Below are 26,063 nucleotides of genomic sequence, written 5' to 3' on the forward strand. Positions count from 1 at the left end.
CGCAGCGCCAGCTAGCTCCACCAAAAAACGGGGGCTACCTGTAGCGCCGCCATCTTGGCGGCCACCGCTGCGCCAGGGCGAGCGTTCGCCCTCCAGGCCACCGGACCAACAGGCCAGCGTTGAGCCGCCTGGAAGGCGGCGCTACAGGTGACACGCCTCGCTTGCCAACACTCCATATCTGGTGGAACCTCGCCAGTCCCCATTGAGCAATCAGATAGGATCAGGTGTCCTCGGAAAGAGGAGCAGCATCACCCGCTTCCGGGGCAAGATCAGGTTCCGACGCCACCAGATCGCTTTCTGCCGTGATACGCAGCGCCTCGCGGGCAGCCAGCCTGCCCGCTTCTTTGATGCTGGAGGCCGTACCCGTTGCGAGCAGGCGATCACTTACATACACGCCCACCGTATAGATGCGGTCATTGCTGCTGCCATGCTGCCTGAGCAAATGGTAACGCGGCAGGGTTCCCTGGCTGCGCAGCATCGCTTGCTGGAGCCGCCCCTTGGGGTTATTTTCATGCAGATGGCCCCTGACCTGCTCGACCACCGGCAAAATCTCGCGCTCCACAAAGGCCCGCGAAGCTTCGCGCCCCTGGTCCAGATGTATAGCGCCCACCAGCGCCTCCAGCAGATCAGCCGAAAGCGATTCTTTGGATCGCTCATTGAAGGTGCGCAGATTGCGCACATCAACCCGCGCATACTCGATCAGGTTCAGCCGTCGGCCTACCTCGGCGAGCGTTCTGCGGCTGACCGCCTCGGACTTGAGCGCCGTCATTTCGCCTTCGCTGGCCCCTGGTGACGTGCGATAGATATATTCGACCACATACGCCCCCAGCACCGCATCGCCCAGGAACTCCAGGGGATCATAAGCGTCCACGTTGGCCGTCTCCGGGCAAGATGAATGGTGAGTAAAGGCGCGCTCCAGCAGCCGTTTATCCCTGATGGTGATACCTAACCGCTCTTCAAGCTCAGACAGGTTAGATGGGTCCATCTCTGTTATCCAATGCGCAGCCCAGCAACGACCAGAGCGTGATCGCTTCCCGCGCGCAGCGCTTCGCTATAGAGATACCGAATATTCTCAACCTCAATATCTGGAGTGATAGAGATGAGATCATATCTGCAAGGGGTCAATTGCTTTCCTTTCCCTCTAGTATATGAGATCGCCAGCGGCCCCTCTGGTCGCACCGTCAAGATTTGCTCCATCTCCTCAGCGTGAGTGTGCAGGTAGACACGCAGCGCATCCTTCAATCGGTGTGGAGCCTGCGAGCCGAGCAAAATCGCTTCATCCTTATACCACCAGCGATTCTGATCAATGTCCGGGTGATCTACTTCGGGCGTGTTCGCATCCATCCCAAAGATCAGCGCTTGCTCCTGTCTCGCCAGCCAGGCAGCAATCGCTCTGAATGTCTGGGGTTTGAGTTCGCCCCAATTCACTCCGGGCGGGGCATGGAAGCTGCAAGCTGTGAGTGGGCCTGCCGCACTCTCCAGATGGGCAGCCAGTGTTCTTTCAGGGAAAGGAGCCTCTTTGAGTAAGGCAGGCGCCACCAGGCGAAACGACGACTTGCCAAACAGGGCGCACCCAAGCCTGCGCCCTGGCCCTTCCCCTGCCTGCGGTGGCCGCAAAGAAAGCGAAAATGTGGACCAGGCAAATAGCCCGGCGTCCATCAGGCGGCAGTAGGAATCCTCCGTCACTTCCTGAAGCGCCAGCAAATCGCACTCAACCGCCCGTATCAAATCGATACGCCCTGCCAGGGGCCGGAAGCTATTGAGGTTCCACGTCGCAAAACGAAACTGCATATCCTACCCTCACCTGCTCAGCCAGGTAGCAAAGGCGCGCAGGGCAAACGACAGGCTACAGCTTCCTCATGGTTTCATCGGGAGGCCGCTGCGCACCAGGAACATGAAATCGGTGGACCCATCCGTCGGGCCGATGGCCTTGCGGGTCCAGAGCCAGTCCCAGAAGTTGCCAAACGCCTTCCCGGCATCGAAAGACAACACCGGCTTACAATCAACCCCTGTCGAGGACTGAGACGATTTCGTACAGGCGGAAACCTGCTGCTGCGGCTGGGAGTCCCCGGACGCTGTAGGGGCGGTCATACAGTAGACGACGCCCGTTTGCGCCAGTTGTTGGACCACCTGCGGATTTTGCAGGGTGATCGTCGCACAGGGCGCGGGATCGCCATACGAAAGCCAGGTTCCAGCGCCGACGCCGCCATAGAGAGTAGTCGGGTCGCAGGGCTTCGTTGTGGTGGGTACACATGGCAGCGGCTTATAGCCTTCATCCCACCAGGAGCGCAGCCGATATTGCTTCGCCTGAAACAGCCCTTGTGGGTGCGCCGCGTCAGGCTGGGTATACGCGCCTTCGGTCCCTGGCGCGACAAGCAGCACATCCAGCGTGTCGGGGTTGACGACCTTCCCATCGTAGTAATACCAGACGGTGTTGTGATCGTAATCGCGCAGATACCAGGAGAACGGCCAGATGTTAGCGTCATCCACGCCAATCCTCAACAGATGCTGGCCCTGGTAAAGCTGCTGATCGAGCGCGTCAATCTTCGCCATCACATCGGTGACATCGGTGGTCGTCTGCACATACGACAGCATCTCATGCGGCGCGTCGCCAGGGTCAACATAGGTCACAAAGAGCATGCTGTGCAGCATCGGGATCAGCAGCAGAAATGCTACCGCCAGCGTAAAGAGCGGCCTGGCCGCGCGCCCAAGAACCTGCCCGGTAAAGGCAGGGCGGCCCGCAAAGCGATTCTGCGCTATCTCATCCAGCATCTCCAGCGCCTTGACCAGCGCCCACTCCAGCGCAATTGCCGCCAGCAGCAGCAGCGGCAGCAGAATGTGCAGCGAGAGCCAGGGCATTTTCTCGCCCGCCCAGGAATAGAGGAAGAGGCCGCCGACAAACCAGATGACCACAAACAGCCGGAAGCGCGTGGGGCGCGTCAGACAGCGAATCAGACCGCCCAGGCCAAAGATGACGATCAATTGCTCGTAGAACGGGATCAAAATTAAGTAGTAGTACCAGGGTTGGCCGCCGCGCGCCGCCTGCTGCTGGGTAATCCAGTAGAAGATACCCTGCACCAGACCATCGCCGATGCCCTGGTGAAAGCCTTGCGTCCAGGAACAGATCGCTCCCTGGCTGATTGGGGCGGAGCCGTCGCACAGGCGAGGGTCCGCGCTAGGCACAATCCAGAACAGACCGGCAAAGATGCCAAAGACGACCAGCAGACCAAAGAACCAGTGCGACCAGGGGACGCGCACCAACCCGTTCAGCAGGGGCTGCCGGATGGGGTCCACCCAGCGCGTCAGGCCGCGCCGCTCCAGTTGATCAGCCGGAGGCGACTGATAGGGGTCCGTGAAGAGTTGCCAGACAACGACTACCAGCACGATGACAGCAATGAGCACCAACGCCAGCAGCAAGAGGTTGACCAGCGTATCCTCAAGTTGCTGGGCAGTGGCCGTCGCCTGCTTGAAACGATTCGCGGCAATATCGGCGACCCTGGGATCGCTGCTCTTATCCGTCGCGGCAATCCAGGCGCTGGTACTCTGCACCCAGTTCAGGACAATTTTGGCTGCGATGCCCGCTATCCCCAAATAGAGCAGCACCGCAGGCGCCCCCGCGTGCGTATTCAATCCAAAGGGCAGGCGCAAACGCGGCCTGGGCCGGACCTGCTGCGTTTCGTCTCTCGCTGCATCGTCGCTTTCCTCAGCGTTTGTCGCATCGTCTGCTGCTTCGCGCAGACGGGCTGCGGGGTAAACAAAGCGCGAGCCAAGCTCCCAGGCGATGAAGCCGCCCAGAACAGCGCCAAACATGGCGATATTAAAGAAGGCTGCCTCTTTCGTGCAATACGCGGCGGTAAACGCGCCCAGCCCAATCAGCAGCCAGCGGAGCCGCTGCTGTTCGCAGTACTTGAAGAAGGCAACCACTGTTACAAAGGTAAAGAAAGCAAAGTAAATATCTTCGCGGGTGAAGCGCGAATAGTAGACGAAGATGGGCGAAATCGTCAGCAAAAAGGCTGCCATCAGCGCGCCCGCCTTGCCGATGCGATTGCGCAGGAAATAGCAGGTCGGGATCATCAGCGTACCCAGCGTTGCCGCAGCGAAGCGGGCGGTCACGTCGGTGACGCCGTTATCTGGCGTGCCGAGATGGCTGGCAACGTAATACACATAGGCAATGGCGTGAAACTGAAAGGGGCCATGCAGGACTGGCAAATACCGATAAGTGGACGGATTCAGGAACAGGTTCATCGAAAAATAGGCGTGCATGCTCTCGTCATGGTGCAGCGGTTTCAAGCCCAAGTCCCAAAAGCGCAGCCCGCCCGCGAGCAGCGTCAGGCCAACATAGCCCCAGTGTTCGATAGTCATCGAGCGGATAATCTGCAAGAGCCGCCCGCCATTCAAGGCCAGCGCAACCACCAGCACCCCCAGCGTCAAATAGTTGGGGAAAACGGCAAAGAGCGCCAGCGTGACCCAGGGGGCAGCCTGCCTGATCTGATCCAGCGACTCGCCCGGCTCTGCCACAAAGGGAGCGCGCTGCTTCTCCTGAATGGGCTGGCTCTCAACAGCTACTATGCCTTCCTCTGTCCATTCTGTCGCTCCAGGTTGCTGCTGATACCCATTCCGCCTGCGCCCATTCTGTCGGGGCAAGGAAGCCTGGGCAGGCTCCTCCGCTGCCGCAGCCTCTAGCTCCGTCGGTTCTTCCGGCGGCTCATTGATGGCTTCTCGCTCTCGCCCGGTTGTAGTCTCTTTATCCACGCTCTGCTCCCCAATTTACTGAATCTTATAGATACTCACACCCGCCGCCTGATACACCACCGGCAAAAACTGAGCGAAACGGCCCAGGTCGGCCTTGGGATATTTCTGTTTTTCTAACGCGCCAACATAGAGATAGCCCGCATGATAGCGGCGCAGCAGTTGCATGACCAGCCCCTCATCTGCGCTGGTATAGATCGTATCAAGATCAGCCGAACGCTGGTTAAAATCGGCGGCGTTGGCCGGATCGTTCAGCCAGTTCACGCGCCACTGAATCTCGTGGCCGCCCCAGCCCAGCACCGTTGGCAGGCCGGTAAAAGTCGAAACCCGCGCAAAATCGCTGTACTCCCCGCCGCTTGCCTCCACAATCACCGGATCGCCCTCGATATGCGTATTGATCCAGCGAATGGCGGCGGCATCTCCAGGGTAAAGCGTCTCCAGATACTGCGCGCCGTCAAGTCCCACCCGCTGGTGATACTGCCCGGTGCGCGCGTCCGTCGCAAAGACCGGATAGACCAGCGCGCCCAGGACCAGCGCCAGGAACCCAACCATCCACACCAGCTTACCACTCAATCCCAGGACACGCAAACCTGGAGTCAGCCGATCAGGCGGTCTATGTTCCTGGCCTCTGGCGCGAGCATCTGTCGGATGCAGGGTATCCGCGTTTGCGCGCCCATTCAGGCCAGCCGGTACTTGAGCGCCGCTGTTGGCGCTCAAGTACCGGCTGCGCTCATGACTATAAGAACGCTCGTTGCCTTCCGGCGCAGGGTCGGCTGCGACAAGACGTTCGCCAACGTCCGCCTGAGCAGGTTCCGGCGGCTCAGGCTCCAGGTGGGCCGTCAGCGCCGCTGGAGCGGCATGGATGTCTGCGACGCCAGGCACTCCACCGACGGGCATGCTGCTTATCGCAACCTGCGCGCCTTGCAGGCGCTGCGTTCGTTTCTGCTCTGTGAGACGCTGCGCCAGGGTTGATTGTTCCCTGGAAATGCGCCAGCCGCTCCCAAGCAGTTCATAGAGCAGCGCCCCACCGCTCACCGCGAATAACGTCCACGCCTGATAATAGAGCTTGAAGATCGTATTCATGCGGAACAATGCGCCGTGATCGAAAACATCGCGCAGATAAGCCACTTCGCAGACGCCCACCAGCGCCAGCGCCGTCCCCGCCAGCATCAGCGTGAACGCCAGCCCGGACTGAGCCAGCCGCCGATAGGCCAGCGCCGCGCAGACAGCGATGCCCGCCAGGCATAGGATCAACACCAGGCTATAGGGTACATAGAGCAGCAGCAGCACAACAATCACCACCGCCAGCAGCCCCCAGACCACCAATGAAAGCGCAACATCCAGCGGCTCTGGCGCTCCGCTGCTGACTTCAGCAGCGGGGGCCATCTCATTGTCAGCCGTATCATCCCTTGAACGCAAGCCGCCGCCCAAACGCAGCCGCCGCGCTGCTGTCGCGCTGCGCCATCGTGTGATGAAGGCCGAGGCAAGCTGCCAGAGCAGGTAGCCCCCCAGGATGGTGAGGAAGAGGCCAAAGACGCTCCAGAAATCGGCAAAAGACGTGCGATCAGCGGCGACCAGCGAACCAGGGAAGACCTGACCCTGCGCATTTATGACCGTTGGCGGGATCAGGCCGATGCCCTGCGAGGGCGAGCTAAACGAGCGGATGAAGGGCAGATAGAGGACCAGCCCCAGGATCACCCCAGCCGCCGCAAAGGTGAAGAAATCTTGCAGCAGCGCCGTACTGAACCGGCGGCCATGCGCGCGCCACTGCTGCGCCGCCAGGCACAGCAGGGCCAGCCCGGCATAGGTGGGCAAATCCCAGCCATTCATCGCATAGAGGCCGCCAATGATGATCACAGCGCCCAGCAGGGCCAGCGCGCGGCGGCTCGTCGTCGCGCCAAAGGCAGCCAATCCACGCCCACGCGCCAGCAAGAGGTTCAGCGCCACACCCAGCGCCAGCACCGTAAACGGCAAAGCCAGCACATGCGCGTGGAGATCGGCCAGGAGAAAGCTGAAGGCGGGAAACTCGGTGATATTCTGATAATCGGCTGGGCCGCTCTGCACGGCCCGCGACGGATTCCACCAGTTATAAGTGATCCAGAGCGGCGCGTGTCCCAGCCAGTTGCTCATTCGCGGCCAGGCCACGCCAAACCATCCGACCATCCCTGAAATCCGGCTGACGCACCAGGGCAGCAGCGCAAGCGTCGCCACGCCAAAGGCCGCCGCGCCGATCATCCTTTTCAGGCTTAGCCCTCGCGCGGCAGGAGCGCGCCCGCGCCGCGCCAGCGGGGCCAGGCTCCAGGCCAGCCCATAGATGCTGGCTGCCATCAGAAGCAGCGCCAGCAGATTCAGCGCGCCGCTCTCAAACGAGAGGCCCGCGTCCAACTGGGCCAGCCATTGACTGGCTCCAAACAGGTTGCCAAAGACCAGTGAGAGCAGCACAGCCGCCAAGCCAAACGGCGCGGACGCCAGCAAGTTCAGCCGCCCCGCTGCGCCCGCGCCTGCGGCGGCGCGCCGCTGACGATAGACACGCAAAAGCGCCACCACATTGGTGGTCACGCCAAAGAGGTTGACGGCCATTAACGCAAAGACCAGCGCGATGCCGGTATTAAAGGCGACGGCTGGCGACGTACCCAGCAGCTTCGCAAGCGTGGCAACGATAAAATGTCCCAGGTAGTAATAATTGATAGCATAGCCAGAGAGCCAGGGGTCGTTAGGCGGCAGATGCGGGCTGCGCATGATGGCAGAGACAAACGCTTCATCCATGAACTTCTCGGTGCCATAGATGTCTGGAATGAACGAACGAATCCAAATCAGCAGCGCGAACGCTCCGGCAAAGAGGGCTTCGCACAGCAGGATATAGCCGGTATGGCGGCGCGCCACGCGCGCGATCTCGCGCCAGCGATAGCGCAGCAGCCAGCCATTCAGCGCCAGCAGCAGCAGCAGAAACACCAGCAGCGTTCCCCGCGCGTAGGGCAGCGCCAGGGCGCTGAGCGCGCCAGGCAGCACCGAGGGCAGCGTCAGCGGAAACCAGACCAGAAAGCAGAAGCCCAGCGTCCCTAACGTCTTGGAAAGCGCCCAGCCACGATCAGGCAGGTTAGCAAAGACACTGAAGGTCAGCGGCAAACACGCCAGCCCAAGCATCTGGATAAACAGCCACCAGAGCCAGGCATCACTCATGAATTAGTCCTTCGTTGCAGCCAGTATTCACCCTATTACCTTATAGATGGTAACACCTGGATTACGATAGACCACCTGCAAGGACGCGCCCACCATCGCATCAAACTTCGAGACAGCGGCCTGCGGCAGCGGGTCGCCGGGCTTGCCGCCAAAGTCGCCGCAGGTGGCGCGTTCAAGCTGCCCCAGATAGATATACTGCACATGATACTTATGAATCAGGGCAAGCGCCTGCTTCGCATCGCTCGTAGCGTAAATAGTCTGTACATCGTTGACACGCACGCCAACATCACTGCCATAACGCTGCTCGCCTTCGTGGTCGCTCCAACCCATGACAGTTGGCAGGCCGGTATAGACCGAGACCCGGCTGTACCACTGATAGGAGCCGCACGAATCTTCCAGAATCACCGGCGCGCCGGAGATAGTGTCGTTCAGCCATTGGATGGCGTTATAATCCCCTGGATACCAGGCGGTCATATACGCTGCGCCGTCGAGCGTAAGCGTATAATTCGCAGAATTGACGGGCGGCTGCACCTGCGCCCAGAGCGTGTGATCGGCGATGCGCGCCTGCGTTCCCTCCACCAGAAAAATCGAGCAGGACAGCAGCAGCAGCGCCAGCCCGGCGCTCCAGGCCCAGCGAACCAGACCAGGGAAAATGCCCCGGCCACGTACCAGAAAGACAGCTTCCAGCAAAGCCCGGGCACCGCCAGTCAGCGCAAGTATGCCTGTTCGCTTGCCCGAAGCGCCCGCCGGCTGCGGGTACTCATCCTCGCCCCAGGCCGCTTCATCAGCCCGGCGCGTTTTTGTCCGCATAGTATCCAGGCTGACCTCGTAGTGAGCGCGCACCCGCGCGCGCCAGGCCCAGCGAACGATCTCAAAAACAGCCAGCGCGCTGCCCAGCGCGTAAAAGAGCCAGACCTGCATGAAGAACTTGAAGACGGTGTTCATGCGCTCCCAGTCGCTGTTATCCAGAAAATCGCGGATATAGATCGTCTCGAACACGATGCTCAGCCCAAGGCCCATCAGCAAGAACAGGTACGCGATTTGCTTGCTGGCGCGCTGCCTGCGCCCCTGCGCCAGAAAGAGCAGAAGCCCCAGCGCCAGCAGCGTATAGAGGACGGGAAGCAGCTTGCCCAGCGCAACGTAGATACACAGGACAGCCAGGCCCGACACCAGCGCCAGCGCCCAGAAGACCACCGAATAGCCTGTACGCCCGACGGAGGAGGAGCGCCCGTCCGCCCATTGGACCGACAGAAGACCGGAGATCCACTGGTAGAGTTCAACAAAGAAGAAGCTAGACGCAATAAAGAGCCAGACGCCAAAGAGGGTCACATAATCAGCCAGTTGATCGGGCTTGCTCACCGGGCCGATGCCGCTGGCCGCCGTCGTCTGGAAATGCGCGAAAAACGGTTCATAGAAGAGATAGGCGCAGGCAGCGATCAGCGCCAGCGAGCCAACCACGCGCCTGACCACCGCGAAAGAGACGAGCCAGCCACGTCGGGGCGCATTATACTCCCGCCAGATCAGCGCCAGCGCGATCAGCAGCGCGTAGGTTGGCAAGTCCCAGGTGTTGATACAGGCGATGGCCCCCAGCGTCAGACCCAGCAGCAGCAAACGGCTGATAATGAGCGTCCGCGAATCGGATGTTGCGCGGCGCTCGCTGATAAGCATTACCGCCAGCCCAATCGCCAGCATCTCGACGGGCAGATCGATGACATGCGGATGCAGGTCGGCAAAGAGGAAGCTCCAGAAGGGGAACTCGTTGATGGTGAACGGGATGACCCGGCTGCTGGCCCAGAAATCGAAGGGCAACTGCGCAAGCGGCGCGTGGTTCTGCAAGGCCGTCAACACCTGATGCAGGGCATCGAGGTTCGCCAGCAGCGCCACAAAAAAGCCGCCGAGCAATCCGGCCCACCAGCGGCGCGTCAGATGCGTGACGATAGCAAAGCCGCTGGTCAGGACCATCGCAAAGAGCGTAGGGATCGCCAGATTAAAAGCTGTCGTGGGGATAACGCCGCTCAGGCGAATCAAGACCGTGATGAGGTACTGCCCGTAGTAATAGTAATTGATGTAGCCGCCCGAAAACCAGGCATCCAGCGGCGGGAAATAGCGGCTGCGCAGAATCCCATTGATAAAGGCAAGTTCCATCGGCTTTTCGCCTCCGCGCCAGATATGGAACAGATCGGGGTTCTGAGCGCGAATCACCGCGAAGGCCAGGAAAGCAAGGGTAAAGAGTATCTCCGTTCCCAGCAAGAGCCTCCAGCGCGCTTGCAGAAAGGTTTTGAGATCGGCGCGCGTCGCCCAGCCCACACCCAATCCGGCCACTCCGACCAGCGCCAGTGCTCCCCAGGTGGTTGCCTGGGTATAAGGCAAGACCTGGAGGCTGGCCGGAAGCCAGACCAGATAGCCGATGATAAGCAAGGCAATCGTTTTGGCAAACGCCCAGCCGCGATCACGCAAGCCGCGCAAGACAAACGCCACCAGCGGGAAGGCCAGCAGACTCATCACCTCCAACACCAGCCACCAGGCCAGCAGCGGGTGCTGGTTGGCAAGGCTCTCAGCCGAAAATTGCTGGCCCAGCGGCGGGCCGTCCTGATTCGCGGCAATCTGCGCTGGCGTGAGCGTGAGCGATTTCTGGGCGCCGCTCAGGTTCGTTGGCGGCGGCAGCGTCAACCCGTTCGTCAAAAGCTGCTCAAGTTGGGCGGCATCAGGCCGAGGCGCATCCGGCAGGAAGATATGCACCGTCGGGTGGTCGAAGACGAAATAGCTCTCATCCGCGCCGCTGTCATCGAACGAGACGCCAAAGAGGTTGGGGTGATTCTGGAAGACAGCCGCGAGATGAAAGCCCAGCTTGCCCTCAAAGAGTAGCTGATAATAGCGGTTCGTCAACGGATAGCGATCCGGCAATCGTGGAATGGAATCGGGGTAGAGCCTGGGGCTGGAGATGATAACAGCATCAGCCGTCGCCAGCGTCTGGGCCAGGGATGTCGCCTTTTGCGGCGTATCATCGTCGTAGAGCGGCAGGCCAACGCAGTTATAAATGTAGCAGCCCGCCTGCCCATCAACGGCTAGGGGCAGGGCATCATCCCAGATTTCATAGGTGATCGTCTTAGCCGCCGCGCCATTGTCAGCGGGAACGTGCTGATAGAGCCAGCGCGACGCCTGTATGCGTGTCAGCGGCTGGCTGTAGATGTTGTCGAATGCCAGTGTAAATAACAACGAACTGCCCAACACGATCACCGCCAGCCCGGCGGCCAGCCAGCGGCTGACACGCGGCAAGACCGCCGTTTTCCTCGTCGCGCCAGACCTGGCCCGTCGGACGCTGCCGCGCTGCCACAGGGCCAGGAGAGCCGCCGCGCCAAAGATGCACAGCAGCGGGAAGATGGGCAGCATATAGCGCGAGTATTTCGTATAAAAGCTGCCGGTTATGGCGAAATACACCAGTGTCCAGGAAAGCGGGACCAGATAATCGTCGCGCCAGTTCCGCCAGATGCGGCGGGCAACCAGAATGCACCCGACGAGGCCCAGCAGCGCCAGCGGCACGCCCAGATCGTAGAGCAGCATGTTCTTGAGTTCGTAGAGAAAGGGCGTAGTACCCGCGAACTGGCGCACATAGGGGAAATCCAGTGTACCCTGCGTCAGATCGCTCTGCTGTTTGATGGCCGCCTGGAAATCGGGCAGGTCGAGCAGGGCATAGGGCATAGCGATAATAAAGGTCAACAATCCGGCGCCCAGGCTCATCAGCAGCCGGGGCAGCGCCAGCAGCCAATCGCTGCGCTGCCAGTACAGGATACAGGCGATCAGCAGCGGCAGCAGCAAAGGCAGCGCGCTGAACTTGCTTGCCAGCGCCAGCCCGGTCGCCACACCCGCGAGCAGCACCCAGCGCAGACGGTCATCCTGCGCGATACCCACACAGGCCAACAAGGCCAGCACCACAAAAAAGGTCAGCGCGGTATCAACGGTAAAGAAGTGGGCAAGCTGCACCTCAAAAGGCGTAAAGGCCACAAAGGCCGCCGCCAGCAGACCTACCGCTTTTCTGCCACTGAGGCGTCGCCCAAGCAGATACGTCACCAGCACTGTTCCGGTATCGAAGAGCGCGGAGAGCGCGCGGCCCACCAGCGTGATATGGTCGTAATCGGTGAAGCTGCCCTGTCCGGCGGCGATCCAGTGCAAGCCGAAGGTCTGTTGCAGCCAGTTGAGGAAAGAGGCAAGCAGCCAGAGGACATACATCGGGAACGTGCCATAGGCAAAGAAAGGCGCGCCGTCGCTAAAATGAGGGCTGAGTGGAGATTGGGTGGAAAGAAACTCGCTCAGGCTGTGCGGCCATTGAAAGTTCATCACCGCCATGATCATGGCGCGCTCGTCGGGATGCTGATGCTGGTTATCATCCCAGTTCAGCCCATAGACTCGCACCGCCAGCGCGCCAGCCAGCAGGGCCAGCAGCGCAATCAGCGGCCAGTTCAGCCGCGTCAGCCAGCCGGGCAGCGCGCCGCGAAACTCCGTCAGGCGTGCCCGCCAGGCAGGCAGAGCGACAACAGGCGCTGCTGTTCGTCGTGTATCCACAGCAGGCGTTTCTATTGGCGTGGGTACAGCCGCAGGCTGCGCGCGCCTGGGGACACTCGTGCGCGCCCGCTGCCCATTCTTTCCCGGCTGCTCTTTGATTGGCGAAGCAACCGCAAGAGGCTGGGAAGAAACCAACTCAGCAGATACTTCAGGCGTTGGCTGCGGCGCTTCAGCCGCGCCGCCAGTCAGAGCGCCATGCTCCTCCACAATACCGTCCTCAGATGATCTTAACAAGAGCTAGTCTTCCTACCACGCTTGAATAAGAGGTTGCCAACGCCTGACGCCTCGCAGAAACGTTACCGCGATTGTAGCATTGCTTCTTGCCCAAGCGCAAGCAAACGCAAGCAACCCGCCAAACGGGGATGCTATAATAGCATCCATATTCTAGACGTTGGATAGGAGACAACAGATAGCTTCCATTTTCAGGAACAAAGATGTTCAAACGTGTACTAGCTACCTATGTTATTGCTCTGATTTCTGGGCAGGAGGGGGGTGTTGCTGATGAGTTTGCAACGCCTCCACCAGCAAGGCAACAGCCGTTGTGGTAATATGGCGATCAGTGGTCTGGTAGCGCCAGTAGCGCTCCAGCGCAGCATAGTGCTCCTCGGTGAGATAAAAGCAGAGTTCTCGATAGCCTGGTTTCTTGCGCATTGCGCACCCCTTGTTCGTGTATCCTGGACGGTACGGACATTCTATCACATGCAGGCTTGCCAGCAAGGGCAATGGATGGTACAATGTTCAGGTAGAACGTACAGAACGAACAAGGAACCGGACATGCTACTAGCGAAGAAAATCCGACTTCATGTAAGTGAGTCAGACGCTGCGACCCTAGAGGTCATGCAGGGCAAATGTCGCGGCCTCTACAACTGGCTGGTCATGCGGCTGCGGGATGGGGAACGCTGGCATTTTGCCGAAGAGAAAGCACGGCTCATTGAATGCCGGGCCTACGACCCCGAACTCAACGACGTATATGGCAAGTTGCTAGCTGAAGTGTATTTCCGGCTGGATAAGGCGATGCACGCCTTCTTTCGCCGCGTCAAGAACGGTGAGACGCCCGGCTTTCCCAGAGTGCGGCCCCGGCATGCCTTCTTCACCCTCTGCTATCCGGCCATGTACATCAAGGTAGAGGGCCATACGGTCCTCTTGCCAACGGGTGGAAGGAACGAGAAAACCAAGCGCTTCCCCACCATCCGGGCTAAACTCACCGAAGAGGCGCCTGCTGGTTACAAAGAGGTGGCAATCAGCCGAGATACCAGAGGATACTACTACGCTTCCTTTGTCTATCCGGTGCAGGAAGCCACACCCCAAGCGGGGCAAGTGGTGGCCTTTGATTTGGGCATCAAGACGCTGGCAACGGGCGTGAACGAGCAGGGGCGGTTCTATCATATCGGCGGATGTACGGGCTATCACTGGTACAACAAGCAGTTAGATAAGCTTCGCTCCAAGCGAGACTGCTGCAAAAAGAAATCGCGGCGCTATCTCCATCTCTCGCAGGTGTACCAGCGCGTTTCGGAAAAGAAGCGCAACAAACAACGTGACTCTCTGCACAAAGCCTCCCATCTCATCGCTCACCGGCTGGTTGAGAGAACTGTGGTGATTGGTGAGCTTTCCCAGCGGCAGATGGTTATGAAGGAACATGAAAAGCACCAAAAGGCCAGGCATCGGGCGGTGTTCAATGATTGGGGGCTGTATGGCTTTGTGCATATGCTGGAATACAAGTGTCAGTTGACTGGGAAAGCATTGGTTCAGATAGATGAACGCGATACCAGCAAGACGTGCAGCGGCTGTGGACACCAGCAGGACATGCCGCTCTACAAACGGACGTATCGCTGTGAGACCTGTGGGCTGGTCATGGACAGAGACGACAACTCTGCTGTGAACATTCTCCAGCGGTCTCTTGCCCGGCCAGGGCCACACACTCACCAGGCGTGAGTGCGGTGTGCTGCGGGCGACTGGGGAGGCGTAGCGGTCACGGGGGCCGCCTGAGCCAGTCAAGCGCAGCAATCAATACGTTTACATATGTTTTGAAAGGCAGCAAGAAGATTCAGGTGCGCGTGCGAACCATTACGCTTGGGGTAGGCGCTCCTCACCCGCTTGGCACAGAGGTTTTTGATCTGATTGACCCGGTCCTGAGCATGGCGCAGGCCGAGTTCGAGCGCGCGGGCTATGAGGTGCAAAGCGCCCGCATCGCGCTGCGTCCTGTTTTTGTTGACCTGGCTGAATGGTCGGCCCGCGAACTGCTGGAGTACTGCGGCTATCTTCAGCAGATGTGCGTGGCGCGCGAGATTTACTATTGCTCCATCGGCCATATTCCCGCCAATGCCCCGGATGCAGACCTGCGGCGCATCAGCTTGCTGACGGATGTGCTGACGATGAATCCTACCCTGAGCGCCAGCGTCCAGATAGCCTCCACTGCCGACGGCTTGCGCCCCGATGCCGCGCTGCCAGCGGCGCGCGTGATCTGCGATCTGGCGCGGCAGACCGACGAGGGTCTGGGCAATCTCTTTTTCTCGGTTGCCGCGAATTGCCCGCCCCAGACGCCATTTTTCCCCGTCGCTTATCATGACAGTCCCGAATGGGGCTTTTCTATTGGCCTGCAATCGGCAGGGTTGGTAGGCGATACCTTGCGAACAGCGGCGCAAGAGTGCGGGTCTGGCTTGTTGGCCTTGCGCGATGGAGCGGCCACCGCGCGCCTGATCGCGGTGCTGGAAGAGATGGGGCGTCCCATTGCCGACCTCTGCGATGGCTGGCGCGAGCATGACATCGCTTACTATGGCCTGGACCTTTCCCCCGCGCCCTATGGCGAAGAGAGCATCGGCGACGCGCTCGAACAGGGGGGATTGGGCTATTTCGGCGAGCCAGGCACGACAACTGTTGCCGCCGCCATCACTGCTGCGCTCAAGGGGACCAGTCTGCGCACCTGCGGCTATTGTGGGCTGATGCTTCCTCCACTCGCCGACGCTGTGATCAGCGAGCGGCTGGCCGAAGGACGGCTCACGCTGGATTCGCTGCTGTTGTATTCTGCCGTCTGCGGCAGCGGGCTGGATAGCATCCCCATTCCGGGCGATACCGCGCCGGAACGCATCGCCCATGTGCTGCTCGACCTGGGGGCGCTCGCGGTACGCCTGCGCAAACCGCTCTCGGCCAGGCTCTTGCCGATTCTGGGCAAACAGGCCGGGGAGATGACCACCTTCTCCTCGCCCTATCTGGTCAACGCGCCCATCCTGCGGGTATGAAAGGAGAACTCTTCGATGTCCATCCCTGTGCGTCCTGGTCATCCTTATTGTATGTACGATGAGATTCTGGTACAGCCGGAAGCCGCTGAGCGCCTGCTGGGAGCTGACCACCAGCAGCGCGATGAGCTAGCAGCAGTACTAGCAGACAAAACGCGCCTCTTCCTCACCGGCTGCGGAACGGCGCTGCATGCCGCGCTGGCAGGAGAACACCTGCTGCGCTGGCTCACCAATGGCCGACGCGGTACGCGCGCCTTTCAGGCGTTTGAGCTGGTCGAGTATGGCCCGGCAATGGACAGCAATACCGCCCTGATGGTGCTGAGTCATTCGGGTACGGCCACCGCCACGATTCGCGCCCTGGAGAAAGGCAAGCGCGACGGCGCGTTCTGCCTGACCGTCACAGCCTATCCAGACAGCCCAGCCGCCGCTGCCGCCGACGCTATCGTACTGACCGGCTATCCCCAGCAGCAGTCAGCAGTGTATACCGTCAGCTACACCTTGATGGTAGCCTTGCTGGCCGATCTTGCCTGCCGCATCGCACAGCGCCTGCCGGACAGGCGCGCCGAAGCGGAAGCCGCCGCTGCCGAGATCGAACGGCTGCCCGGCCTCTTGCGCGACGCGCTGGGACTGGAAGAGCAGATGCGCGCGCTGGCGCAGCGTTATCAGGATCGGCAGCGATTCTTCTTCCTGGGCGGTGGCCCCCATCTGGTCACGGCCCAGGAGGCGGCGCTCAAAATGATGGAAGCCAACTATACGGCTTCCACCGGTATGCAGATCGAGGAGTTCATTCACGGGCCAATTTCGTCGCTGGACGCGCACGATGTCGCCGTCGTCATCGCTCCGCCAGGAGCCAGCCACAGCCGCGCGCTGGACATCCTCAAGGCGGCGCGAACGATTGGCGCTGAAACTATCGCCCTGGCCGAGTCCGACGACCAGGAGATCAGGGACACCGCAACGCACACGATTCTCCTGCCCCGCTGCGCCGAAGCCCTGGGGATGCTGCCAGCGATTGTACCCTTGCAGCTTTTCACCTATCATTTTGCGCTGGCGCGCGGCGTCAATCCCGATCTCATTCACCGCCACGATGAGAGCTACGCAGCGGCGCGGCGCGGCTATATTCGCTAGCCGCCCTCGCCGCCAACCAGCGCCATCACGTGAAGACGGAGCGCGCCATCGTTGCCGACATCAACCACCACCCGATCACCGGCACGAAACTCGCCTTTGAGCAGCCCTTCGGCCAGTGGGTCTTGCAGCATGTTTTGCAGCGTCCGGCGCAGCGGGCGAGCGCCAAAGTCGGGATCATAGCCGCACCCGGCGATCAGGTCTCTGGCGGCATCCGTCAGGTCCAGAGTGATGAACTGCTCCGAAAGGCGCGCCTGTGTCTGGAGCAGCAGAATATCCAGCACCTGGCGCACCTGCGCCCGCGAAAGCGCGTGGAACATAATAATATCGTCGAGACGGTTCAGGAACTCCGGGCGGAAGAGCCGCTGAATCTCCGGCATGATACGTTCTTTCATGCGCTCATACTCGGCTTGCTCCGTCCCGGCATCCTGGCGCGCGCGGCTAAACCCCAGATCGCCGCGCTTCATCAGCAGCGCAGCGCCTATATTGGAGGTCAGGACGAGAATCGTATTTTTGAAATCTACCACGCGCCCCTTGGCGTCGCTCAGCCGCCCGTCCTCCATAATCTGGAGCAGCAGCTCAAAGACCCTGGGATGGGCCTTCTCGATCTCATCGAACAGGATCACGCTGTAAGGCTTGCGCCGCACCGCCTCGGTCAACTGTCCGGCCTGGTCGTAGCCGACGTAGCCTGGGGGCGCTCCCACCAGGCGCGCCGCGTTGTGTCCCTCCATAAACTCGGACATATCGAGCTTTATCATGGCATCATCGCTGCCAAAGAGCGCCCCGGCCAGCGCGCGGGCCAGTTCGGTTTTGCCAACGCCAGTCGGGCCAACGAAGACAAAGGAGCCTATCGGACGACGCGGATCGCGCAGTTCCGCCCGCGAGCGCCGCACAGCACGCGACACCGCTGTGACTGCTTCCTCCTGGCCGACAAGGCGGCAGTGCAGTTCCTCCTCCAGATGCAGCAGCCGCTGCGACTCCTCTTGATTGACCTTGAGCGCGGGAATGCCCGTCCACATCGAAACTATTTCAGCGATCTCGCGCTCGCCAAGCTTCGGCAAATCTTCATCGCGGGCACGCGACCAGCGGTTCTCAACCTCCACCAATTCCTGGCGCAACTGGTTTTCGTGGTCGCGCAGCTCAGCCGCGCTGGCAAACTCGCGCTGAGCAATCGCCCGGTCTTTCTCTGCCTCCAGCCGCGCAAGCTGCTCACGCTTTTCGCGCGCGCCCAGCGGAGCCACCGAGCGGCTCACCGAGAGCCGCGCGGACGCCTCATCAATCAGATCGATGGCCTTATCGGGCAGGTGGCGGTCCTGAATATAGCGCATAGAAAGCTGCACAGCGGCGTGCAAGCCCTCATCGGTAATGCGCACGCGATGATAACTCTCATAGCGGGTGCGCAGCCCCTGGAGAATCTCCAGCGTCTGCTCCGAGGTCGTCTCACGAATCATCACCGGCTGGAAGCGGCGCTCCAGCGCGGGGTCTTTCTCGATGGATTTGCGATAATCATCCAGGGTGGTTGCGCCAATACACTGAAACTCGCCACGCGCCAGCAGCGGCTTGAAGAGATTGGCCGCGTCCACCGACCCTTCGGCAACGCCTGCGCCGACGAGCGTATGCAGTTCATCAATGTAGATAATGCAGTTGGCTGCCGTCACAATCTCATTTACCACTTTTTTCAGGCGCTCCTCAAAATCGCCGCGATACTTGGTGCCAATGGTCAGCAAGCCAACATCCAGAGAGACGACGCGCTTCTCTTTCAAGAGATCGGGTACCTGTCCACTGGCGATGCGCTGGGCCAGACCCTCTGCAATCGCCGTTTTCCCCACGCCCGCCTCTCCGATCAAGACCGGATTATTCTTGCTGCGTCGCGCCAGAATCTGCATCGTGCGCTCGATCTCGACCTCGCGCCCGATCACCGGATCAAGCTGCCCGGCCACCGCAGCCGCCGTCAAATCATGGCTGACTTGATTGAGGGTTGGAGTCATATTGTACCTAGCCATGTGTTCCGCCGCAAAAGCCGTCATCTGTCGCCCCTGGCGGCGAAGTTGCTCTATCTGGGAACGCGCTGAATCAAGCGCGATCCCAAAACTTTCTAAGACTCCCGCGGCAATCCCTCCGCCTTCGCGCAGCAGACCAAGCAAGAGATGCTCCGCGCCAACCTCCGGCGCGTGACTTTCCTGAGCCTCCTGCTCGGCCAGATCCAACACGGCCCGCGCTGGCCCGCTCAGCGTTGGCTCGCTCAGCAGCGGGCGCGTGCTGCGGCCAATGACAAACTCAAGCGCCTGTCGCACGCGCGCCGAATTGGTCCCCAGTTGACTGATGATGTTTTCGATCAATGGGTCATTGATCTCCAGCAATCCCAGTAAGATATGTTCTGTACAAATGGTTTTATGGTTCAGTCGCAAAGCGTCTTCTCGCGCCTGAGCGAGCGCCTTGCGGGCTTCAGTGGAATAGTGATCAAAGCGGCTCATCAGGGAACCAACCCTTTCCTTCCGTCATCAATACACAAGCACAACCTGAAACAGCAGGAGCAGCTTCCCATCATGATTCAGGGCGCCATCCCAGACCACCCGATGCTCCCGTTCCCTACAAATGTTCAGTGCAAGGAATATGCCAGAAACTGAGCGTTTCGGAACAGGAAGCAGGCGGGGAGGGATAAAATCGGAATGGGTGCAGAAATCGCTCGGCTGCGCACGTTCTTACACAAAGGGCAGCGCAGTTATGGCTGCGCCGCGCCTGGGCGATCTGATTGCTGGTTGGGATAGGTTCTTTACCTTTGGAGAACACCCCTGGAGAGTGCTATGAGAAACAAAGACCCCTGGAGCGAGCGCCACATTGCGGCAGGCTTGCTCCTCCTCGGCGTTCTGCTCGTCTTGCCCGCTGTGGTCATCAATGCTCCCGGCATGGGCGTGACCTCGGCCTGGGGGCAAACGCTCCCCTTCCTCTTCGACCCCGTCTGGACGAAGTATTGGAGCGTGGCCTTCGTCGTCGTGACGCTCTACGGGCTGGTGCTCCTGGAGGGCGTCTTGCGCCGCGCGGGCGACCACCTCTGCGCCACACTGGGCCGGGTGAGCTTCACCCTCGCCACGCTGCTGTGGCTCCTCACCATCCTGTTCGACACGAACGGGCTGCCCGGCGGGCGCGACCTGGAGGGGTTCTTTATTCTGCTGGCGTTTCCAGCAGTCATCGCCTATGGCCTGGCGATCCTGAGAACCAGACTCCTGGCGCGCTGGATTGGTATTGCGGTGGTGCTGTGGGCGGCGCTGACGCTCATCCGGGCGTTCCCCCCACAGAACCAGGGACCGCTCTTCTATGAGCCTGCCCTGCTCCTGGTGGGAATCGCGCTCCTGGTGTCACGAAGCCCACGAGAGGCGCAACAGGCGGCAGATGATGCGCCTTCTGGTATCCAGGGAGAAGTCCACCAGCAAGGAAATGATGGCGTGGGGGCGGCTCACCCCAAAAGCTGAGGAAGCCTGGCAGGCGCCAGGCAGGGACATACCTGACCAGGGCTGATCCAGCAGGATGAGGAGGGCACGTCCTATGCAGTGACGGCCTATACAACCCACCGGGAGCAGGTGGATATGCCGAATCGGCGCGGCGGGCGCTCAGGCGTGGCCGATAGGCGGCGCGGAGGCTTCTGCGCTGGTGGCTGTGTATGCTGTTCGTCTCTGGCATAGGATGTATCGCTGTTTGCACTAGAGAAAGAGACAGACCAACTATGGAGCTGGAAATCACTCTGCGCGTGAACGGGGCCGCCCACCGGCTGATCGTGGATACCCGAACCACCCTGCTGGATGCGCTGCGCGAGCGGCTGGGACTGACCGGGTCTAAGAAAGGGTGTGATCACGGGCAGTGCGGCGCCTGCACCATCTTGCTCGATGGACGGCGCGTGAATAGCTGCCTGGTCCTTGCCGTCGCGCACCAGGACGCCGAGATCGTTACCATCGAAGGGCTGGCCGATGGAGAACACCTCCACCCGCTCCAGCAGGCGTTCATTGCACACGATGCCTTTCAGTGCGGCTACTGCACGCCGGGGCAACTCTGCTCGGCAGTAGGGATGCTGCGCGAGGCCCAGGCGGGTTGGCCCAGCGCGGTGAGCGCCGATCTGGCGGCTGAGCATGTGACGCTCGACGATGCTGAGATTCGGGAGCGCATGAGCGGCAATCTCTGCCGGTGCGCCGCCTATGCCAACATCGTCCCAGCGATTGCGGAGGTAGCGCCATGATGCCCTTCACCTACGAACGCGCCAGCGACGCGGCCAGCGCCGTAGCGCGGCTGGCCCAGGCGCCGACGGGGGTCTTCCTGGGCGGCGGAACGAACCTCATTGACCACATGAAGCTAGGCGTCGCCCAGCCGGACCTGCTGGTTGACATTACCCATCTGCCCTACAACCGTATCGAGCCGCTTCCCGACGGGGGTGTCAGGATTGGGGCGCTGGTGCGTAACAGCGACCTGGCGGCTGACCACACAATTCGCCAGCACTATCCTGTACTCGCACAGGCATTGCTTGATGGAGCCTCTGGTCAACTGCGCAACCTGGCAACGATGGGCGGGAACCTGCTCCAGCGCACGCGCTGCGTCTACTTCCAGGATGTCTCCAAGCCCTGCAACAAGCGCGTACCGGGGAGCGGCTGTCCAGCGCGAGCGGGCTATCACCGCGAGCTGGCTATTCTAGGAGCTTCGGAGGCGTGTATTGCCACGCATCCCTCGGATATGGCCGTCGCGCTGGCCGCGCTCGACGCCATCGTGCGCGTGCAAGGAGTGAGCGGCGAACGGGCGATCCCGCTCGTGAACTTCTACCGCCTGCCGGGCGCCGACCCACAGCGCGATACCGTTTTGACGCATGGCGAATTGATTACGGCCATTGATCTCCCGCCGCTGTCGTTCGCGGCGCGCTCGCGCTATCGCAAGGTCCGTGACCGCGCGTCGTATGCCTTCGCGCTCGTCTCGGTGGCTGCGGCGCTTGATGTCGCTGACGGCACAGTACGCGACGTGCGCCTCGCGCTCGGTGGCGTAGCGCATATGCCCTGGCGAGCGAAGAAGGCCGAAGCCATGCTGCGCGGCGCACCAGCCAGCGAAGAGACGTTCCAGCGGGCTGCCGAGGCTGAGTTGGCCGCTGCGCAGCCCTTGCCCGGCAACGCCTTCAAGGCGCCGCTCGCGCGCAATATCCTGGTGCGCATGCTGCTTGACTTAACAGAGGAGAACCGATCATGACCCTTGGTGTGCAACTCCCACCCCGCGCTATTGGCGCCTCGCTGGACCGCATTGATGGTCCGCTGAAAGTGACCGGCGCGGCCAAATATGCCTACGAGTATCCGGTCGAGGGCATTACCTACGTCTTCCCAGTCCAGAGTACCATTGCCAGGGGCCGCGTCGTGTCGTTCGATGCAAGCGCCGCGCGGGCGCTGACTGGAGTCGTCACCATCCTATCGCACGAGAACGCCACCCGGCTGGCAGCCCTCGATGACGCCGGACTGGCGGTCTTCCAATCGGATGCCATCGCCTATCGTGGGCAGTTCGTCGCTGCGGTCGTCGCTGAGACGTTGGAGGTTGCGCGACAGGCTGCGAGCCTCGTCGCTGTCCGCTACGAGGAGCAGCCACATGATGTGGAACTGCGCGCCGACCGCAGCGATCTGTATAAGCCAGAGAACATCAGCGGTCTCTACGAGACGGATACCACCCAGGGCGCTGTCGAAACGGCGCTGGCCTCGTCGCCCATCTCGCTTGACCACACCTATACGACACCCGCCGAACACAACAACCCACTCGAACCACACGCGACGCTGGCGGTCTGGAGCGACAACAGCGTGACCCTCTACGATGCGAACCAGGGGGCAGACGGGATACGCGATGATGTTGCCAGGGCGTTCAGATTGCCTCCTGAGCAGGTGCGCGTGATCGCGCCCTATGTCGGCGGGGCGTTCGGTTCCAAGGCGCTCACCCACCCACATGTGATGCTTACCGTGATGGCGGCGCAGAGAGCAGGGCGACCCGTGAAGTTAGCCCTCACCCGGCAACAGATGTTCGCCCTGGTCGGCTATCGCACGCCGACGATCCAGCGCGTGCGGCTAGGCGCTGACCGCAACGGCCAGCTTACGGCCATTGCGCACGATGTCGTTGAGCAAACCTCAACACTCCATGAGTTTGCCGAGCCAACCGCCGTGGCGACGCGGATGATGTATGCGGCGCCGAATCAGCGGACCACGCATCGGGTGGCGCGGCTCGACCTTCCAGCCAATTCGTGGATGCGCGCGCCGGGCGAGTGTCCGGGTATGTTTGCCCTGGAGTCTGCGATGGACGAGTTGGCGACGGCCTGCGGCCTCGATCCAATTGACCTGCGTATACTCAACGAACCAATGGCCGATCCTGAGACGGGGCGTCCCTTCAGCAGTCGCGGCCTCGTCGCGTGCCTGCGCGAAGGAGCGCGGCGCTTCGGCTGGCAGCCGCGCAACCCCCAGCCGCGTCAGCGAAAGGACGGCTCCTGGCTTATCGGGACCGGCGTGGCCGCCTCGACGTATCCGAACTTCCAGTTTCCAGCGGCTGCGCGAGTGCGCGTTGATCCGACGGGACGGTATCGCGTTGGCATTGCGGCCTCGGACATCGGTACAGGCGCCTGGACAGCACTGAGCCAGATCGCGGCAGACGCGCTGGAGGCGCCGCTGGATCGTGTGCGCCTGGAGATTGGCGACAGCGCCCTGCCGCCAGCGGGCGTGGCTGGAGGGTCGTCGGGGACGACATCCTGGGGGTCAGCCATCGTTGATGCCGCCCGGAAGCTCCGCACGCGGCTGCACAACGAGTATGCCGATGTCGTGCCCGCCGAAGGATTGGAAGCGATTGGCGCATTCGACACGAACCCGGAGGCGCAGCGGTTCTCCATGCACGCCTTTGGCGCGCAGTTCGCCGAGGTCCACGTCAATGACACTACCGGCGAGGCCCGCGTACCCCGGCTGCTGGGAGTCTTCGCCGTCGGGCGCGTCATCAACCCGAAGACCGCGCGCTCGCAACTCCTGGGTGGCATGACTATGGGCCTTTCGATGGCGCTGCACGAGCAGAGCGTCCTGGACCCGCGCTTTGGCGATTACGTGAACCATGATTTTGCGGAATACCACATCGCCACCAACGCCGACGTGGGTACCATTGACGTGACCTGGATCGACGAGGAGGATCGACATTTCAACCCTATGGGCGCCAAAGGGCTGGGCGAGATCGGGATCGTGGGAACCGCCGCCGCGATTGCCAATGCCATCTATCATGCTACCGGCATTCGTGTTCGCACCCTGCCGATCACGCTCGACACACTCCTGCGGTAAGACGGCGAGAGTGTGTCGCCGCCAGGAGACTGGCTCATCAGGCTCCTGATGGCACGAGGATTCCGCGCCCACGGAGGTTTCCAGTATCGAGGGCGTGAATCGCATCGAGCGCGGCATCGAGTGGATACACGGCTGTATGCAAAGTAACCTTGCCTTGAGCCGTCAGCGTCATCAACTCATCAAGATCATTATAGGAGCCAACAAGGTTGCCAATAAAGTTGATCTCGGTGGAGATGATGTCAATGGTGGGAACCCGTAACGTCCCCCCATACCCAATGATGAAATGCGATCCAGCACGCCGGAGCATTTGGACGGCATCCTGTTCTGCGCCTTGTTCGCCTACGAAGTCGATCACCGCTTCGGCCCCCTGGCCGCCGGTGATCTCTTTGACCTTTGCGACGTGGCTGCCATCAGCGAGTACCTGATAATCGGCTCCCCAGCTTTTCGTCAGCGCCAGCGCAGCAGAGGAGCGATCAAGCACAATGATCTCTGCTGGTGTCAGTGCTTTGAGGCACTGGATACCAATATGGCCCAGGCCACCAGCGCCAATGACGACGACCTTCGTACCAGGATAAAGGAGCGCAGAAGCCTTCTTCACCGCGTGATAAGCAGTGAGACCAGCATCAGCCAGGGCGGCAATATCCTTCGGCTGGAGCGTTGGATTCAACTTGACGACGGCCCGTGCATTGGTTTTCAAGAAATGGGCCATACCACCGTCAACAGAAATGCCTGGAAAACTGGCATTGACGCAGTGCATATCATTGCCCGCGCGACAGGCGCGGCAGAGGCCACAGGACACGAGCGGGTGGACGATCACCGTATCACCAACGGCCACATTGCTCACGGCTGAGCCAACTGCATGGACCCAGCCAGCATTTTCATGACCCAGGATATAGGGTAAAGTCACACCGGATTTTTCAGCCCACTGCCCTTCGATGATATGCAAGTCTGTGCGGCACAAGCCTGCGCCGCCGATGCGCACGATCACATCAAAGGCGCCTGTTATCTTTGGCTCGGCCACTTCTTCGATGACCGGCATCTGTTCATACTGATGTAAACGAACCGCCTGCATACAAGCCCTCCTTATTCGTCATCATCTGGCGCGCTGCTTCCCCCATAACGGGTTTGGAACAAGCCCTTGCACAACGATGTATTCAGCACGATATTCATGCGAACAGAGCGCGAACGCCGCAGAAACTGGGGCAATTCCCCTGTTTGCAGTGGCTTCCCCTGGTCATCAATCATCAGGGGATCACCCGGCGCGTGAGGCAGGCCAAGCGCGACCCGGCGCTGCTGGTAGATGCTGCCGCTGCGCCCGGCGCGCTCTAAACAATACTCACGTCCACCGGCAGTGACAAACGCCGCATTCATCGGTTCATCAACGCGCATGTCTTCCACACGCAAGGCTGCAATCGTGGCCTCATCCAGCCCCAGCTTCATCATCTGGCGCAACAGGGTATCCTGGCGCATAAGAAAGCCCTTGCGTAAGAAGACGCGCCTCAACTCTTCCAGATGTTCGTCCTCAGATCCCTCGCCCGGAAATGCCTCGGAGAATGATTGGCCCTGATTGACACCACTGGTCACTTCGTCTTCTGCACAGTGGTCAAGCAGGACAACGCGGACATTGCGCACTCCCGTGACGCTGCTGGCCCGTTTGCGCAGGTCTGCCGCCATCAAATAGGCGAAGTTTGGCGCGCACCAGTAGGTTGGGAGTTTAAAGGTAATCGAGACATCCGACCCTGTTACCTCCACGCGGTCAATGAAACCGAGGTTGACCAGTGGCTCATCTAGTTCGGGGTCTAGAACGTCTGCAATGGCCTGGTAGATGCTGTCCTCAGTGATCTCTGAGGAGGAGGAAGCTTCGGTGGCGATCATGAAACTGCTCCCCTAGTATGATTGGTCTCCT

The 26,063-nt window shown here is 60.9% G+C and carries 16 protein-coding genes; 7 read left to right on the top strand and 9 right to left on the bottom strand.

Annotation, left to right across the window (positions count from 1 at the left end; translation table 11 throughout):
• Nucleotides 1-220 precede the first annotated feature (220 nt).
• From rnc to VH599_03155, 6 genes are all read right to left on the bottom strand, one after another.
• On the bottom strand, nucleotides 221-985 hold the full coding sequence (rnc, locus tag VH599_03130; GenBank protein ID HEY7347288.1) for a ribonuclease III: 765 nt from the start codon (nucleotides 983-985) through the stop codon (nucleotides 221-223).
• A 5-nt stretch (nucleotides 986-990) separates the two neighbouring features.
• The gene (locus VH599_03135; GenBank protein HEY7347289.1) at nucleotides 991-1,791 is read right to left on the bottom strand and encodes an endonuclease/exonuclease/phosphatase family protein; all 801 of its coding nucleotides are present in this window, start codon (nucleotides 1,789-1,791) and stop codon (nucleotides 991-993) included.
• A gap of 66 nt (nucleotides 1,792-1,857) precedes the next feature.
• Nucleotides 1,858-4,752 (bottom strand): flippase activity-associated protein Agl23, encoded by a 2,895-nt coding sequence (locus VH599_03140; GenBank protein ID HEY7347290.1) that lies wholly within the window; start codon nucleotides 4,750-4,752, stop codon nucleotides 1,858-1,860.
• A 15-nt stretch (nucleotides 4,753-4,767) separates the two neighbouring features.
• The gene (locus VH599_03145) at nucleotides 4,768-7,929 is read right to left on the bottom strand and encodes a DUF2298 domain-containing protein (protein ID HEY7347291.1); all 3,162 of its coding nucleotides are present in this window, start codon (nucleotides 7,927-7,929) and stop codon (nucleotides 4,768-4,770) included.
• A 27-nt stretch (nucleotides 7,930-7,956) separates the two neighbouring features.
• Nucleotides 7,957-12,723: a DUF2298 domain-containing protein gene (locus tag VH599_03150; protein HEY7347292.1), complete on the bottom strand. Its 4,767-nt coding sequence runs from the start codon at nucleotides 12,721-12,723 to the stop codon at nucleotides 7,957-7,959.
• Nucleotides 12,724-12,951: 228 nt separating this feature from the next.
• Nucleotides 12,952-13,140 carry a hypothetical protein gene (locus tag VH599_03155; GenBank protein HEY7347293.1) on the bottom strand — a complete coding sequence of 63 codons (189 nt, stop codon included), beginning with the start codon at nucleotides 13,138-13,140 and terminating at the stop codon, nucleotides 12,952-12,954.
• Between the two features lie 123 nt (nucleotides 13,141-13,263).
• Here VH599_03155 and VH599_03160 point away from each other — a divergent pair, with 123 nt between their 5' ends.
• From VH599_03160 to VH599_03170, 3 genes are all read left to right on the top strand, one after another.
• A complete protein-coding gene (locus VH599_03160; protein HEY7347294.1) occupies nucleotides 13,264-14,421 on the top strand; it encodes a transposase in 1,158 nt (385 codons plus the stop codon).
• 116 nt (nucleotides 14,422-14,537) lie between these two features.
• A complete protein-coding gene (locus tag VH599_03165) occupies nucleotides 14,538-15,725 on the top strand; it encodes a DUF711 family protein (GenBank protein HEY7347295.1) in 1,188 nt (395 codons plus the stop codon).
• A 15-nt stretch (nucleotides 15,726-15,740) separates the two neighbouring features.
• Nucleotides 15,741-16,847, top strand: coding sequence for an SIS domain-containing protein (locus VH599_03170; protein HEY7347296.1), 1,107 nt, complete (start codon nucleotides 15,741-15,743; stop codon nucleotides 16,845-16,847).
• On the opposite strand, the gene VH599_03175 is transcribed toward VH599_03170, so the two are convergent.
• Entirely contained in the window at nucleotides 16,844-19,318 is a 2,475-nt protein-coding gene (locus VH599_03175; GenBank protein ID HEY7347297.1) for an ATP-dependent Clp protease ATP-binding subunit, read from the bottom strand. The genes VH599_03170 and VH599_03175 overlap by 4 nt on opposite strands.
• A 330-nt stretch (nucleotides 19,319-19,648) precedes the next feature.
• Between VH599_03175 and VH599_03180 the strand changes: the two genes are divergently transcribed.
• The 4 genes from VH599_03180 (at nucleotide 19,649) to VH599_03195 (ending at nucleotide 24,157) form a co-directional block, all read left to right on the top strand.
• Nucleotides 19,649-20,314 carry a hypothetical protein gene (locus VH599_03180; protein ID HEY7347298.1) on the top strand — a complete coding sequence of 222 codons (666 nt, stop codon included), beginning with the start codon at nucleotides 19,649-19,651 and terminating at the stop codon, nucleotides 20,312-20,314.
• Between the two features lie 251 nt (nucleotides 20,315-20,565).
• The gene (locus VH599_03185) at nucleotides 20,566-21,072 is read left to right on the top strand and encodes a 2Fe-2S iron-sulfur cluster-binding protein (GenBank protein HEY7347299.1); all 507 of its coding nucleotides are present in this window, start codon (nucleotides 20,566-20,568) and stop codon (nucleotides 21,070-21,072) included.
• Nucleotides 21,069-22,061: a xanthine dehydrogenase family protein subunit M gene (locus tag VH599_03190; protein ID HEY7347300.1), complete on the top strand. Its 993-nt coding sequence runs from the start codon at nucleotides 21,069-21,071 to the stop codon at nucleotides 22,059-22,061. Before VH599_03185 ends, VH599_03190 begins: the two co-directional genes overlap by 4 nt.
• Nucleotides 22,058-24,157: a xanthine dehydrogenase family protein molybdopterin-binding subunit gene (locus tag VH599_03195; protein ID HEY7347301.1), complete on the top strand. Its 2,100-nt coding sequence runs from the start codon at nucleotides 22,058-22,060 to the stop codon at nucleotides 24,155-24,157. The genes VH599_03190 and VH599_03195 overlap by 4 nt, the downstream gene beginning before the upstream one ends.
• Before the next feature lie 37 nt (nucleotides 24,158-24,194).
• Here VH599_03195 and VH599_03200 read toward each other — a convergent pair whose 3' ends face one another.
• Nucleotides 24,195-25,229, bottom strand: a complete 1,035-nt coding sequence (locus VH599_03200) for an NAD(P)-dependent alcohol dehydrogenase (protein ID HEY7347302.1) — start codon at nucleotides 25,227-25,229, stop codon at nucleotides 24,195-24,197.
• 11 nt (nucleotides 25,230-25,240) lie between these two features.
• A complete protein-coding gene (locus tag VH599_03205; protein HEY7347303.1) occupies nucleotides 25,241-26,032 on the bottom strand; it encodes an iron-sulfur cluster assembly protein in 792 nt (263 codons plus the stop codon).
• Nucleotides 26,033-26,063: the final 31 nt, after the last annotated feature.

Source organism: Ktedonobacterales bacterium, assembly GCA_036557285.1.
In the GTDB taxonomy this organism is placed as follows: Bacteria; Chloroflexota; Ktedonobacteria; order Ktedonobacterales; family DATBGS01; genus DATBHW01.

Coding starts and splice junctions, on each gene's coding strand:
- rnc (HEY7347288.1), bottom strand. CDS start 985: ATGGACCCATCTAACCTGTCTGAGCTTGAAGAGCGGTTAGGTATCACC.
- VH599_03135 (HEY7347289.1), bottom strand. CDS start 1,791: ATGCAGTTTCGTTTTGCGACGTGGAACCTCAATAGCTTCCGGCCCCTG.
- VH599_03145 (HEY7347291.1), bottom strand. CDS start 7,929: ATGAGTGATGCCTGGCTCTGGTGGCTGTTTATCCAGATGCTTGGGCTG.
- VH599_03155 (HEY7347293.1), bottom strand. CDS start 13,140: ATGCGCAAGAAACCAGGCTATCGAGAACTCTGCTTTTATCTCACCGAG.
- VH599_03160 (HEY7347294.1), top strand. CDS start 13,264: ATGCTACTAGCGAAGAAAATCCGACTTCATGTAAGTGAGTCAGACGCT.
- VH599_03170 (HEY7347296.1), top strand. CDS start 15,741: ATGTCCATCCCTGTGCGTCCTGGTCATCCTTATTGTATGTACGATGAG.
- VH599_03175 (HEY7347297.1), bottom strand. CDS start 19,318: ATGAGCCGCTTTGATCACTATTCCACTGAAGCCCGCAAGGCGCTCGCT.
- VH599_03180 (HEY7347298.1), top strand. CDS start 19,649: ATGAGAAACAAAGACCCCTGGAGCGAGCGCCACATTGCGGCAGGCTTG.
- VH599_03185 (HEY7347299.1), top strand. CDS start 20,566: ATGGAGCTGGAAATCACTCTGCGCGTGAACGGGGCCGCCCACCGGCTG.
- VH599_03190 (HEY7347300.1), top strand. CDS start 21,069: ATGATGCCCTTCACCTACGAACGCGCCAGCGACGCGGCCAGCGCCGTA.
- VH599_03195 (HEY7347301.1), top strand. CDS start 22,058: ATGACCCTTGGTGTGCAACTCCCACCCCGCGCTATTGGCGCCTCGCTG.
- VH599_03200 (HEY7347302.1), bottom strand. CDS start 25,229: ATGCAGGCGGTTCGTTTACATCAGTATGAACAGATGCCGGTCATCGAA.
- VH599_03205 (HEY7347303.1), bottom strand. CDS start 26,032: ATGATCGCCACCGAAGCTTCCTCCTCCTCAGAGATCACTGAGGACAGC.